Source organism: Brevundimonas pondensis, from assembly GCF_017487345.1.
In the GTDB taxonomy this organism is placed as follows: domain Bacteria; phylum Pseudomonadota; class Alphaproteobacteria; order Caulobacterales; family Caulobacteraceae; genus Brevundimonas; species Brevundimonas pondensis.
In genome coordinates, this window is the sequence record NZ_CP062006.1 from 2,298,795 (window position 1) to 2,311,105 (window position 12,311).

Genomic DNA, 12,311 nt, shown 5'->3' on the forward strand with positions numbered 1-12,311 from the left:
GGGAAGTGAACGACCGCGACCGGCCTTCAGCTACGCTACGGCCCAGGCAAGGCGCGCGATGACTTCCGACAGCCCTAGGCCGCCTCGTCCTTCGGCAGCACGTCGCCCACCGTCGGGCGGTTTTCGGCCCAGGTCAGGGCGATGTCGCGGGGTTTGACGATCTCGTTGCAGTGGCCGCAGGCGATGCGAGGCTTGAGATCGTGGCCGCAGGTCTTGTGAACCATGGAGATGCCGCTGTCAGCATCGCCATAGACGTGCTTCTCGCCCCAAGCGTGCAGGGTGACGAGGACGCCGTACAGGTCCTTGCCCTTGGCGGTCAGGACATATTCCTTGCGCGGCGGGCGCTCGGAATAGAGCTGCGGCTCCAGGACGCCGTGCTGCACCAGGGATTTCAGTCGCGCCGCCAGGACGTTACGGGCCACGCCCAGCCGGTCTTGCCATTGTTCAAAGCGGCGGACACCGTTGAAGGCGTCGCGGATGACCAGCAGGGTCCACGGGTCGCCGATCACCTCCAGCGTGGCGGCGATCGAGCAGCTCTGGCGGCTATAGTCGGCGGTGCGTCCCATGGGAATGAAAGTGACCCCGCGTCAGGCTTTTGACAAGTGGGTTGCCAATCGGGACGCAGTTTGTCAGTCTCTTTTGGCAACGAACTAGCGGCTCCCCTGTTGCTGTCCTTGCGTTCCTCGACTTGCGGGCGGCGACGCTTCAGTCTCCGCCCGCCTCTTTCGCCTGTTGCGTGGACCGATGACCGAAGCTGATCTGCTGCATGACGCACTGACCCTGACGCCTTCGGACGAGGGGCTCGCGGCCCACCTGTCCGGCGAGTTCTCCAATGGCCCCATCGCCGCACCGCCCGAGGCGGGCTTCCCCTTCGGCGGCCTGCTGGCGGCCCTGTGCGCCGGAGCCATGCGTCAGGGGCTGGAGATCAAGGCGCCCTTGCGCAGCCTCAGCGTCCAGTATCTGGCCGCCGCCAAATACGGCCAGCCGATCCATTTCCGCCCCCGCCTGCTGCGCGGCGGCCGCAACGTCGCCTATGCCGTGGTCGAAGGGGGGCAAGGCGCGCGCCTGACCCACCACGCCAGCGCCACCTATGGCGCCGACGGCGACACCGCCGAACCGCTCAGCCCGCTTCTGACCCCGCCGCCCGCGCTGGACCTGGACGCGCCGGGTCTCAGCGGCCCCATGGCCCCCCGCTTTTCGCAGCACGTCGACTATCGCTTCAACGGCGGCCCAAACATTCTGGGCGGCAACGAGGGCAAGCCCGTTGTCGAGCGCGTGTGGATGCGGACCCGGGATGGCGCGCCGCTGGACGAGTTGCGGATGGCCTATCTGCTGGACGCCCTCTATCCGCCCGCCTGGACCGCCTTCAAGGCGCCGCCCATGATGACGAGCGTCGATCTGCGGTACGACTTCCTGGCCGATCCGACGCCGGAAACCGCGCCCGACGGCTGGGCCTTTTTCGAGTACCGGCTGCTGGACCACGGCCTGGGCTGGTCGGTGGATGAGGCGACCGCATGGGGCGCCGACGGGCGGCCCCTGGCCCTGGCGCGCCAGCGTCGCAAGCTGCTGTGACCTTGCCAGCAGCCCTCCGCCTCCCCTAATCCCCCGGCAAACGATTCATACTGGAAACGCCCCCATGACCGCCGCAACCGATCCCGTCGTCATCGTCTCCTTCGCCCGCACGCCCATGGGCGGCTTCCAGGGGGCCCTGTCGCCGGTGAAGGCCACCGATCTGGGCGCCGCCGCGGTCAAGGCCGCCGTCGAGCGCGCCGGCGTCGCCCCTGAAAAGGTGGAGCAGATCTTCATGGGCTGCGTCCTGCCCGCCGGTCTGGGCCAGGCCCCGGCGCGTCAGGCCGCCATCGGCGCGGGCCTGGGCAAGCACGTCGAGGCGACCACGGTGAACAAGATGTGCGGCTCGGGCCTGCAAGCCGCCATGATGGCCCACGACGCCCTGCTGGCCGGCACGGCCGAGGTCATCGTCGCCGGCGGCATGGAGTCCATGACCGGCGCCCCCTATCTGATGAACAAGCACCGCGGCGGCGCCCGCATCGGCCACGACATCATCGTCGACAGCATGATGATGGACGGTCTGGAAGACGCCTATTCCCCCGGCAAGGCCATGGGCGTCTTCGCCGAGGACTCTGCCGCCCAGTATCAGTTCACCCGCGAGGCGATGGACGAATACGCCATCGAGAGCCTGACCCGCGCCCAGGCCGCCATTGCCTCGGGCGCCTTCAAGGCCGAGATCGTCCCGGTCGAGGTCGCGACGCGTAAGGGCCCCGTCACGGTCAGCGAGGACGAGCAGCCGGGCAAGGCCGACGCCGCCAAGATCCCTACCCTGCGCCCGGCCTTCACCAAGGACGGCGCCATCACCGCCGCCAACGCCTCCTCGATCTCGGACGGAGCCGCGGCCCTGGTCATGACCCGCGAAAGCACGGCCAAGGCGCTTGGTCTGCCCATCGTCGCCCGCGTCGTCGCCCACGCCGCCCACGCCCATGAACCGGCCCTGTTCACCACCGCGCCGGTTCCCGCCATGCAGAAGGCCCTGAAAAAAGCAGGCTGGTCGGTCGAGGACGTGGATCTGTGGGAGGTCAACGAGGCCTTCGCCGTCGTCGCCATGATCGCCCAACAGGAACTGGGCATCGACCGAGCCAAGCTGAACGTCAACGGCGGCGCCACGGCTCTCGGCCACCCCATCGGCGCCTCGGGCGCGCGCATCCTTTCCACCCTGCTGGCGGCGCTTCAGGCGCGCGGCGGCAAGAAGGGCGTGGCCTCGCTGTGCATCGGCGGCGGCGAAGCCGTGGCCATGGCCGTGGAACTGGTCTGATCCCATCGCGTTCTCCACGGTCACGCTAACCTTGGCCGTGGAGACTACGCCTTGAAAATCCTCCCCTCCCTCTTCGCCGGCGTCGCCGCCCTGACGCTTTGCGCCTGCGCCACCGCTCAGGCGGAAAGCCCGATGACCGACAGCACGCCCTCGGCCCAGACCGACGCCGCCGACGCCCTCAAGGCCTTCCCGGCCGCAACGGCGGGCCAGACGCGCCACGTCATCACCCTGCCCGCGCAGACCGACGAAAGCGCCCTGAAGGTCGAGCTGATCCTCGGCAAGACCCAGACGGTGGACTGCAACCGCCAGTTCTTCGGCGGTCGTCTGGAGACCCGCACGGCGGAGGGCTGGGGCTATGACTATTACGTCCTGCCGGCGCTGGGGAATGCCGCCAGCACCCTGATGGGCTGCCCGCCCGGCTCGGAGCGTCAGGCCTTCGTCACGACGCAGGAGCAGCCGCTGATCCGCTACAACTCGCGCCTGCCGGTCGTGGTCTACGCCCCGTCGGACGTCGAGGTGCGCTATCGCGTCTGGCGCGCGGGCGAGACCCAGACAGCGCGCTGATCAGACCTGTGCATTGAAATCAGGCGCGGGCGTCGGTCGATCTCGACCGGTGCCCGTGTCGTATTCGGCGTCTCCGCATCGCGCATGAGCGCAGCCAGCGAGGCGCATCCAGCGCTCAGGATGATCATGGGGCGACTCCTGCATTTGCGAACCAATCGCAGGTTTGCGCAGAGTCGCGGGTCGTGCAAGCGTCCGCCTCCATTTTCTGGAGAGTCGCCATGCGCGAAGACGGCAAGCTGGACTATCTCGAACTGCCCGCCACCGACATGGCGGCGCACAAGGCCTTTTACGCGGCCGCCTTCGGCTGGGCCTTCCAGGACTACGGCCCCGACTATGCGGCGTTCAGCGAGGGTCTGGACGGCGGTTTCACCACCGAGGCCATGACGCCCAAGCCCCTGCCCGTCCTCTACGCCCACGACCTGGAGGCCATGCTGGCCAAGGTTCAGGCGGCGGGCGGGGAGATCACCCACCCGATCTTCGCCTTCCCCGGCGGTCGCCGCTTCCACTTCCGCGATCCGTCGGGCAACGACCTGGCCGTCTGGTCCGAATAGGTCTGCGGCCTATTTAGGGTCGACCGACTGGGCGATGCGCTCGGCGGCGTCACGGTCAGCGCCGTCCTGACTCATCAGCCAGACATGGATTTCGGCGGGGGCCGAAGACCGCTGGAACAGATGTTCCATGGCGATACGCCTCGCCCCGTCCGGCACGACAACCGAGACACGCCCGGCGGCCGTCACCTGCTCGCCGTCATAAATGGGGAACTGGGACGCGGGTCCGGCATAGATCATGACGAAGGTCTTGCCGGCCTTGCGAACCGACCAAACCTTGGCGTCAGGCCCGCCCCGGCTCTCCGTCAGTTGGAAACCGCTCGGCAGGTCGATACGGAATGGCAGAGCTGCAATGGCCGCGGGGCTGAGCGCGGCAGGACTCGGTGCGGGTGCGCTCGGCGTCGGGACCGCAACAGGCGCCGAAACCGGAGCGGCTTGAGGCGAGGTTGAAACGCGCGATGCGCCCGGAGCCGCAGATGGCGACGTCGAGGCGGTCGACGAGGGTCCTGGAGCGGCCGGCGGCACGGGCGCTGGCGCAGGCGCAGGTGACGTGTCCCGGCTCTGCGCGGAAGGGGTCGCTGCGGGACGAGCTGCAACGGGCGGGCCGCTGTTCAGAGCCCGCGTCAGATCGGCGGCGCCGGGCGACTGTGTCTGGGCCGCGGCAGGCGCGGCGCCGAGCAGGACAAAAGCAAACAGAACGATTTTCATTCCGAAACCTTGCCCCCCGGCCCGCATGGCGGTCAAGCCGCCGGCAGCTCCACCCAGAAGGTCGCCCCCTGCCCCGGCGCCGATATCACGCCGATGTCGCCGCCCTGCAGTTCGGTCAAACGCTTGGCCAGCGCCAGCCCGATGCCGTGCCCCTCGATTGCCGAGCGCTCCAGACCCAGCCGGTTGAAGGGCTCGAACAACTGAGCCTGCTTTTCTTCCGACAGACCCGGACCGAAGTCGACGACCTCGATCCTCACGCGATCATGGGCCCATGATCCGCGCAGCAGCACCCGACCGCCCGAGGCTCCGTACTTCACAGCATTGCCCGCCAGATTGCCGATCACCTGGGCCAGGCGTTGAGAATCGGCCTGGACGATCAAGGCGTCGCCTTCCAGCGCGACCTCGACCGACAGGGACTTGGCCTCCGGCTTCAGGACCAGGGCGCGGCGCACGTCCTCCAGCAGACCCGCCACGTCAGTGGGGCGCAACTCGACCTTGACCGCCCCCGATTCAGCGCGGGCCACGTCCAGCAGGTCATGGGCAAGGGCTTCGACCTGGCGCGCTGTCTTGACCAGCATCTGCGCCATCTCGACCTGCTCGGTGGTGGTCGCGCCCAACTGCCCGCCGGCCCAGAGCTCGCCAATGCCGATGACGCCGCCGACGGGGCTCTTGATCTCATGGGCCACATTGGCCAGCAGTCGCGACTTGGCCGCCGAAGCCCGCTCGGCCCGCTCACGTCCCGCCCGGGCGCGCTCCGCCAGCCGATCACGCTCCTCCAGCAGGGCGGCGACCATGAGGATCGGCATATAGCCGAGGAGCACAAGAAGCTGAGCCAGAAGGGCCCGGTTTTCGGCGCCGAACGAATGATAGGGGCCGTGCCCCGCCATGGTTCCGCCAATGGCCATGATGGTCACCAGAACCAGGGCCGCCGCTATGCCCGCCACCCGGAAACGCACGGCCATCATCAGCAACAACGGCATGAGCAGGAAGCCGTAGGGCAGGCTCATGTGCGAGAAGATGGCGTAGCAAGCGCCGCCGATCAGCCCCAACAGCCCCAGGCCCTCGACCATGCGCGCGGGCTGACGCAAGATCATCATGTGCCGGCGCTGCAGCGACAGACCGAAGGAACCAATCACGGCGAAGCCCAGAGCGTGACCACACCACCAGATCCGCAACCCGTCCAGCATGTCTGAACCGACCATGACCTGCAGCGCGATCGCGCTGATGACCGCAGACGGCAGGGGCGCAACCACGCAAACGGCCAGGAAGCGCGCCAACCCTTCAACCGAATTGACGCTCAGGCCAGGCACAAAGCGCCGCGTCAGAACAACCGCCAGAATAATCTCCAGCAGGTTCAACACCATGAACAGGCCGGACAACACGGGCCCATTGCCGACCAGGAACTCGCCCGCCAGCACGCCCGTCATCACCAGGACGCCAAATCCCAGATCATATGTCAGACCGCGACCACCGCGCAGCCACACCGCCATGGCCAGACCGCCCGCGCCCCACAGGGCGGCGACCAGACCGTTGGTCCGGGCGAAGCTGATCGCCATTACGACAAGAATAGTCACGCCCACCGCCGTCAGGATCGGTGCGAAGGGCTGTCGGAAGAAGGCCGCATTGGGCGCAGTCATGCCCGCCCCCAGGCCATCCGCGGAGGCGATGTCGAGAATGGGTTCAGGTCTTTCGAGCGCACGGCTCATAGTCATGACGAGGTCCAGCTACGCGACTAACACCCCAATGTAGCTGAGCTTCCTAAACATCCTCTGAAGTCAGAAGGCCGTCGTGAGAACGGCGTTAAAAGCCCGAACCGCCGCCGCCGGCCCTTCAGGGTGCTTCCACACGCCCGCGCTGACGGCCACGAAATCCGCCCCCGCCGCGGCGAGCTGGGCCGCGTTCTCGACCGTGACGCCGCCGATGGCGACACAGGGCGTCTCCATCGTCTCCTGCCAGATGCTCAGTTCGATCAATTCGGGTCGGTGCGTGGTCGCCTTGGTGTCGGTGGGGAAGAAGGCGCCGAAGGCGACGTAGTCGGCGCCGGCCTCGGCCGCCTCCATGGCCAGGTGACGGCTGTCGTGACAGGTGGCGCCGATCATGGCGTCCGGCCCCATGATGCGCCGCGCCTCGGCCACCGGCGCATCGTCCTGGCCGACGTGAACCCCGTCGCAGCCGGTCGCCTTGGCCAGATCAGGCCGGTCGTTCAGGATCACCGCCACGCCGTGCGCCTGGGCGATGGGCGCCAGCCGCGCCACGACGGCCCTGATCTGATCGTCCGAGGCCTCCTTGAGCCGGATCTGCAGGGCCGCGACCGGCCCCGCCGACAGGGCCTGTTCCAGCAGGCCGGCGAAGGCCTCCAGATCATCAATCGCCGGCGGCGTGATCAGATACAGCTGGCAGGGCGGACGGGGCGGAAGCGCAGTTTGACGGGCCATGTCCCCGCCCTGCCCGTCCCCGCGCCGGGCGTCAATGTCGCAACCCCATGCGAACGATTTGCACTCGCCTTAATAAATGCTATAGCGAGCCATTCTCAGTAACTGCTTCGGGCCTTTCGCCTTGTACGTCTGCAACTGTAACGGCCTTCGCCAGCGTGACGTCGCCCAGGCCATCGAGGCGGGCGCCACCCGCCCGCGTGAGATTTTCGCGTCCAATCAATGCTCTGCCCAGTGCGCCAAGTGCGTCTGCGAAATGCGCCAGATGATTCAGGACACCCAGGCCGCCTTCGCCCTCGCGGCCGAGTAAGGCGCCTAACTGAAAGTCGATTTCACTCGCATTATCAATGCAGTGATAAAAACTCGCAAGTAATCCACGGCCTCAAAGCCGTGCTATGAATCGCCTCACGGGCGGTGTTCAGAGCCGCGACGTCATGACGACGTCGTCCAGCGCCGCCGCATCAAGAGGACGACGACCATGAAGGGCGATCCGGCGATCATCCGCACCCTCAACGCGGTGCTGACCAACGAACTGACGGCGGTGAACCAGTATTTCCTGCACGCTCGTATGTTCGAGAGCTGGGGTCTCAGCCACCTCGGCAACGTCATCTACGAAGAATCCATCGGCGAGATGAAACACGCCGACATGCTGATCAAGCGCATCCTCTTCCTCGACGGCCTGCCCAACCTGCAGGACCTGCACAAGCTCAAGGTCGGCGAAGATCCGATCGAATGCCTGGGCGCCGACCTGAAGCTGGAGATCGACAGCCGCGCCACGACCCGCGACGCCGTCACCCAGTGCGAGGAAGCCCGCGACTACGTCAGCCGCGACCTGCTGATGAAGATCCTGGCCGACACCGAGGAACACGTCGACTTCCTGGAAAACCAGCACAAGCTGATCGAGCTGCTGGGCGCCCAGAACTACCTCCAGTCCGCCATGAGCGAGATCAAGACCGACGGCGCCGCCACCGGCGGCTGATCCTTCGCCAAGGGCCTGACAGACATGAGGGGCGACCGAGCGATCGGCCGCCCCTTTTCCTTGGCTACAGCACCTCTCGCCGCGCCAGATGCGCCACGGCCAAAATCAGGACGATCAGGCCCAGCCCGCCGCCCAGCGCCAAGGCCGTCTGGAATCGCCACGCCTCGCCGGCCAGGATGTTGACCGGCATCTGCCAGGGCATGAAGACGCCCTGCCTGGCCGAGGTCGCCACCACGGCGAAGAAGGTCCCGCCTATGCCCACGATCAGGGCCGGCACGAAGCTGGCGAACCGCATGGCGACCCAGAACTGGATGGCGATCATCAACACCCCCGCCACGACCATCAAGCCCAGGACCCTGGCGTAGTCGGCCAGTTCAAACGCCCCCGTCGGTGCGGCGGCGGGCTTGATCGCGGCGGCCAGCGACGCCGAGGCCGCCGTCAGCCCCAGAACCCCCACGCTCATCAACACCACCAGGCCGATCACGCAGACCGCCTTGGCGCCATACAGGCTCCAGCGCGGGATCGGCAGGGCGCGCAGGTGGTCCCAGGACCTCGGCCCATGCTCCATGTGCGCGACCAGGGCGGTCAGGGCCGTCACGCTCATCGGCATCATGAAGAAGGCCCAGATGCCCGTGGCCGAGCCCATCACCATGCCCCAGGACCCGGCCTCCTTGGTCCGCAGCATCATGAAGAAGGTGAAGACGGCGATCAGACTGGGCGCGGCCACGGCCAGCAGCAGGGCCAGCGATCGGTTCAGCTTGCGAACCTCGACGGACAGAACAGACAGAACGGACAGCATCACGCGGCCTCCGACAGGGGATGGGCGTTTTCCGTGACCTGGCGATACAGGCCCTCCAGCGAGCGTTCGCGCGCGCCGATGGCGAAGACGCCGATCCCCTGCTCCACCAGGGCCCGATTGATCTCGGCAGCGACCTGGTCGTGCGTCTGGCCGGGCGACAGCCGCGCCGCCAGCCCGCCCTCGCCCCCGACCTCGTCCTTGGACAGGCTCAGGTCCCATCGCCGCAGCACCGTCGCCGCCCGCTCGGGGTCGTCGACCCTGAGATGAAGCACCGGCGCCTCGGCCGCCTTCAGCGCCGCCAGCTCGCCTTCCAGCACCAGCCGCCCCTGATGGATCACCCCGACATGAGTGGCGATCTGCTCGATCTCGCTCAGCAGGTGGCTGGACAAGAGGACCGTCGCCCCGGTCCGGTCCGGCGGGTCGCGCAGGAAACGCCGCATCTCGGCGATGCCGTCCGGGTCCAACCCATTGGTGGGCTCGTCCAGCACCAGGACCGACGGCGCGCCCAGCATGGCCCGCGCCAGACCCAGCCTCTGCCGCATCCCCAGGGAATAGCCGCCGACGCGGCGCCCGCCGTCGGCCCGCATCTCCACCACGCCCAGGACCCGGTCGATCTCACTGACCGGCAGGCCCAGCAGGCGACGGCTGACGTCCAGGTTCTCGCGCCCGGTCAGATTGCCGTAGAAGCCGTGCGCCTCCAGCAGGGCGCCGATCTTGCGCGCCGCCGCGATCCGGTCGCGCGCCACATCGACGCCGCCGATCCGCGCGGTCCCGGCGCTCGGGCGGATCAGGCCCAACAGCATCTTCAGCGTCGTCGTCTTGCCCGCGCCGTTGCGCCCCAGAAAGCCATAGACCGCCTGATCCGGCACGGTCATCGACACCCCGTCCACCGCCGTCCGCGCGCCGAAGCGCCGCGTCAGCCCCTGCGTCTGCACCATATCGACCATCGCCGCCTCCATTTAACTCTTAGATAAAGTTGCGAAGCGTCAGACTTTAAGTCAAGATTAAAGATCACTCAGCCTGCAGGACCCCATGACACGCGATCTCAACCGCTTCCGCCGTCTGTGCGGCCAGTACCGCTGGCTGGCGATCTTCATGGTGGCCAGCGTCGGCGGGCTGCTGGTCGTCGCCAACCTGATCGCCCCGTTCGTGCATTGGACGCGCGCCTCGACGCCGAACTTTGAACGCGAGGTCGCCGCTTCGCTGATCTGGCAAACGCCCGCCCTCTGCTACCTGTTCGGCGTCTGGTCGATCGGGCGCGGCATGGGGCAACTGGCGCGCGGGCGGCTGATCCAAGCCACCCTCGCCTCGACCCTGCGCCGGGTCGGGCTGGCCCTCGGCTTCGGCGGGGTGATCAGCGTCTTCATCGTCACCAATCTGCTACGGGTGATCGGCCATACTGAAGGCGGCTATCTGCACTTTGACGTCGCAGGCATGACCCTGGGCATGATCGGCGGCGCTCTGTTCCTGCTGGGTCGGGTCGTGGATCAGGCGGGGGCCGTCCAGGCCGAACTGGACGAGATGATCTGATGGCGGTTCGCGTGACCCTCGACGCCCTGATCGTCGCCAAAGGCATCAAGGCCAGAGACCTGGCCGCCCAGGTCGGGCTCAGCGAAACCCAGCTGTCCCTGTTCCGATCGGGCAAGGTGAAGGGCATTCGCTTTCGCACCCTGGCCCGACTGTGCGCCGCCCTGGGCTGCCGCCCCGGCGACCTGCTGGACTATGATCTGGACCCTGCCGATCTGGAACCGCCCGGTGGGGACGACGCGGACTAAAAGGCACGGCTGATCAATCGCCGATCAGCGTCCCCATTGCCCTTTTTACGCGCTTCCTCTACGGCTCGCCGCGATTTCGCGCGCCCGCCTGTGAAGCGGCCGGGCCGCCCCCAGCCCTTCGATCCCAGCGGTTTCAATGAAAATCAACGGCAACACCATCAAACCCGGCATGGTCCTGCAGCACAACGGCGGCCTGTGGGTCGTCACCAAGGCCAGCCACGTCAAGCCCGGCAAGGGCGGCGCCTTCGCCAACGTCGAGGCCAAGAACCTCGAGACCGGCAACAAGCTGAACGAACGCTTCCGCTCGGAAGACAAGGTCGAGCGCGTCACCCTGGAACAGAAGGACTTCTCCTACCTGTTCGACAACGGCGACAGCCTGGTCTTCATGGACGACGCCACCTACGAGCAGATCGAACTGCAAAAGGGCTGGGTCGGCGACGAACGCATCCCCTACCTGCAAGAGGGCATGAAGGTCGTCATCGAGATGCACGAAGACCGCCCGATCGGTCTGGAACTGCCGGAACAGGTCACGCTGGAAGTCGCCGAGACCGAGCCGACCGTGAAGGGCCAGACGGCTTCGTCGTCCTACAAGCCCGCCATCGCCTCGAACGGCGTGCGCATCATGATCCCGCCCTATATGTCGGCCGGCGAGCGCATCATCGTCGACACCACCTCGGGTGAATACGTCCGCCGCGCGGACTAACAAACGCCGTCTTCCCCGGCCAAGGTCGGGCGCTATAACAGCCTACAGGGGCGCGGATGGTCCGCGCCCCTTTTGCTTCTCCGTCCATCCGGGCTGCGGCCTTGTGAGGATCGACGGATCAGGAGAACCGCCTATGGCCCTCGCTTCCGCCCTGCTCCAGGTCATGATGGACGCCGTCCGCAAGACCGCCCGCCCCATGCTTCGCGACTTCGGCGAGGTCTCGCACCTCCAGGTATCGCGTAAAGGCCCCGGCGACTTCGTCACCGCCGCCGACGTCAAGGCGGAACAGACCCTGTTCGAGCTGCTGCTCAAGGCCCGCCCCGGCTACGGCTTCCTCGGCGAGGAGCGCGGCATGGTCGAAGGCACCGACAAGTCGCACACCTGGATCGTCGACCCGATCGACGGCACCACCAACTTCATGCACGCCATGCCCCACTTCGCCATCACGGTGGGCCTGGAGCGTCGCCACCCCGACGGTTCGTCCGAGATCGTGGCCGCCGTCACCTACAATCCGGTCATGAACGAGATGTTCTGGGCCGAGAAGGGCAAGGGCTGCTATCTGAACGACCAGCGCATCCGCATCGCTGGTCGCAAGGACATGTCGGAAAGCCTGATCGCCACCGGCCTGCCCTTCATCGGCAAGACGGGCCACGGCCAAGCCATCAAGGACATCCACGCCGTGGGCCAACGCGTCGCCGGCATCCGCCGTCTGGGTGCCGCCTCGCTGGACTTCGCCTGGGTCGCCGCAGGCCGCTTCGACGCCTACTACGAGCGCAACCTGCAGCCGTGGGACGTGGCGGCGGGTATCCTGCTGGTCACGGAGGCCGGCGGCCTGGTCACCACCATCGACATCGACGGCGACCCCAAGAACGGCAAGCAGATCGTCGCCGCCAACCCGGAACTACAGCCGCAACTGCGCAAGGTGCTGCAAGCGGCCTGATCCGCTTCACTCCCCGAAATCAGGGCGGCGCGGCGA

Annotated in this window: 16 protein-coding genes; 10 read left to right on the forward strand and 6 right to left on the reverse strand. The window is 67.2% G+C overall.

Features of this window, described 5'->3' with window-relative positions; all coding sequences use genetic code 11:
- Positions 1 to 74: 74 nt before the first annotated feature.
- Positions 75 to 566 carry a winged helix-turn-helix transcriptional regulator gene (locus IFE19_RS11420; protein WP_207822412.1) on the reverse strand — a complete coding sequence of 164 codons (492 nt, stop codon included), beginning with the start codon at positions 564 to 566 and terminating at the stop codon, positions 75 to 77.
- A 178-nt stretch (positions 567 to 744) separates the two neighbouring features.
- Here IFE19_RS11420 and IFE19_RS11425 point away from each other — a divergent pair, with 178 nt between their 5' ends.
- From IFE19_RS11425 to IFE19_RS11440, 4 genes are all read left to right on the forward strand, one after another.
- On the forward strand, positions 745 to 1,572 hold the full coding sequence (locus tag IFE19_RS11425; RefSeq protein WP_207822414.1) for an acyl-CoA thioesterase: 828 nt from the start codon (positions 745 to 747) through the stop codon (positions 1,570 to 1,572).
- Positions 1,573 to 1,636: 64 nt separating this feature from the next.
- On the forward strand, positions 1,637 to 2,827 hold the full coding sequence (locus tag IFE19_RS11430) for a thiolase family protein (protein ID WP_207822416.1): 1,191 nt from the start codon (positions 1,637 to 1,639) through the stop codon (positions 2,825 to 2,827).
- A gap of 51 nt (positions 2,828 to 2,878) precedes the next feature.
- The gene (eco, locus tag IFE19_RS11435) at positions 2,879 to 3,391 is read left to right on the forward strand and encodes a serine protease inhibitor ecotin (protein WP_207822418.1); all 513 of its coding nucleotides are present in this window, start codon (positions 2,879 to 2,881) and stop codon (positions 3,389 to 3,391) included.
- Between the two features lie 218 nt (positions 3,392 to 3,609).
- Positions 3,610 to 3,942 carry a VOC family protein gene (locus IFE19_RS11440; protein WP_207822420.1) on the forward strand — a complete coding sequence of 111 codons (333 nt, stop codon included), beginning with the start codon at positions 3,610 to 3,612 and terminating at the stop codon, positions 3,940 to 3,942.
- A 9-nt stretch (positions 3,943 to 3,951) separates the two neighbouring features.
- Here IFE19_RS11440 and IFE19_RS11445 read toward each other — a convergent pair whose 3' ends face one another.
- From IFE19_RS11445 to thiE, 3 genes are all read right to left on the reverse strand, one after another.
- Complete coding sequence (locus tag IFE19_RS11445; RefSeq protein WP_207822422.1) at positions 3,952 to 4,179, reverse strand: hypothetical protein; 228 nt, start codon at positions 4,177 to 4,179, stop codon at positions 3,952 to 3,954.
- Between the two features lie 500 nt (positions 4,180 to 4,679).
- Positions 4,680 to 6,359 (reverse strand): sensor histidine kinase, encoded by a 1,680-nt coding sequence (locus IFE19_RS11450; RefSeq protein WP_207822423.1) that lies wholly within the window; start codon positions 6,357 to 6,359, stop codon positions 4,680 to 4,682.
- 63 nt (positions 6,360 to 6,422) lie between these two features.
- Entirely contained in the window at positions 6,423 to 7,082 is a 660-nt protein-coding gene (thiE, locus tag IFE19_RS11455) for a thiamine phosphate synthase (protein WP_207822425.1), read from the reverse strand.
- Between the two features lie 121 nt (positions 7,083 to 7,203).
- Between thiE and IFE19_RS11460 the strand changes: the two genes are divergently transcribed.
- Both IFE19_RS11460 and bfr read left to right on the forward strand, forming a co-directional pair.
- Positions 7,204 to 7,389, forward strand: coding sequence for a (2Fe-2S)-binding protein (locus IFE19_RS11460; RefSeq protein WP_207822427.1), 186 nt, complete (start codon positions 7,204 to 7,206; stop codon positions 7,387 to 7,389).
- Between the two features lie 168 nt (positions 7,390 to 7,557).
- The gene (gene bfr, locus IFE19_RS11465; RefSeq protein WP_207822429.1) at positions 7,558 to 8,058 is read left to right on the forward strand and encodes a bacterioferritin; all 501 of its coding nucleotides are present in this window, start codon (positions 7,558 to 7,560) and stop codon (positions 8,056 to 8,058) included.
- A 64-nt stretch (positions 8,059 to 8,122) separates the two neighbouring features.
- Here bfr and IFE19_RS11470 read toward each other — a convergent pair whose 3' ends face one another.
- Together IFE19_RS11470 and IFE19_RS11475 are read right to left on the reverse strand one after the other, a co-directional pair.
- Complete coding sequence (locus IFE19_RS11470) at positions 8,123 to 8,857, reverse strand: ABC transporter permease (RefSeq protein WP_207822431.1); 735 nt, start codon at positions 8,855 to 8,857, stop codon at positions 8,123 to 8,125.
- Complete coding sequence (locus tag IFE19_RS11475; protein ID WP_207822433.1) at positions 8,857 to 9,804, reverse strand: ABC transporter ATP-binding protein; 948 nt, start codon at positions 9,802 to 9,804, stop codon at positions 8,857 to 8,859. Before IFE19_RS11475 ends, IFE19_RS11470 begins: the two co-directional genes overlap by 1 nt.
- An 85-nt stretch (positions 9,805 to 9,889) precedes the next feature.
- Here IFE19_RS11475 and IFE19_RS11480 point away from each other — a divergent pair, with 85 nt between their 5' ends.
- The 4 genes from IFE19_RS11480 to IFE19_RS11495 all read left to right on the forward strand — a co-directional run bounded on the left by IFE19_RS11480 (position 9,890) and on the right by IFE19_RS11495 (position 12,275).
- Positions 9,890 to 10,387 (forward strand): DUF2975 domain-containing protein, encoded by a 498-nt coding sequence (locus IFE19_RS11480; RefSeq protein WP_207822435.1) that lies wholly within the window; start codon positions 9,890 to 9,892, stop codon positions 10,385 to 10,387.
- Positions 10,387 to 10,632, forward strand: a complete 246-nt coding sequence (locus IFE19_RS11485; protein ID WP_207822437.1) for a helix-turn-helix domain-containing protein — start codon at positions 10,387 to 10,389, stop codon at positions 10,630 to 10,632. Before IFE19_RS11480 ends, IFE19_RS11485 begins: the two co-directional genes overlap by 1 nt.
- A 136-nt stretch (positions 10,633 to 10,768) precedes the next feature.
- Positions 10,769 to 11,335: an elongation factor P gene (gene efp, locus IFE19_RS11490; RefSeq protein WP_207822439.1), complete on the forward strand. Its 567-nt coding sequence runs from the start codon at positions 10,769 to 10,771 to the stop codon at positions 11,333 to 11,335.
- A 133-nt stretch (positions 11,336 to 11,468) separates the two neighbouring features.
- The gene (locus IFE19_RS11495; protein WP_207822441.1) at positions 11,469 to 12,275 is read left to right on the forward strand and encodes an inositol monophosphatase family protein; all 807 of its coding nucleotides are present in this window, start codon (positions 11,469 to 11,471) and stop codon (positions 12,273 to 12,275) included.
- The last annotated feature ends 36 nt before the right edge of the window (positions 12,276 to 12,311 follow it).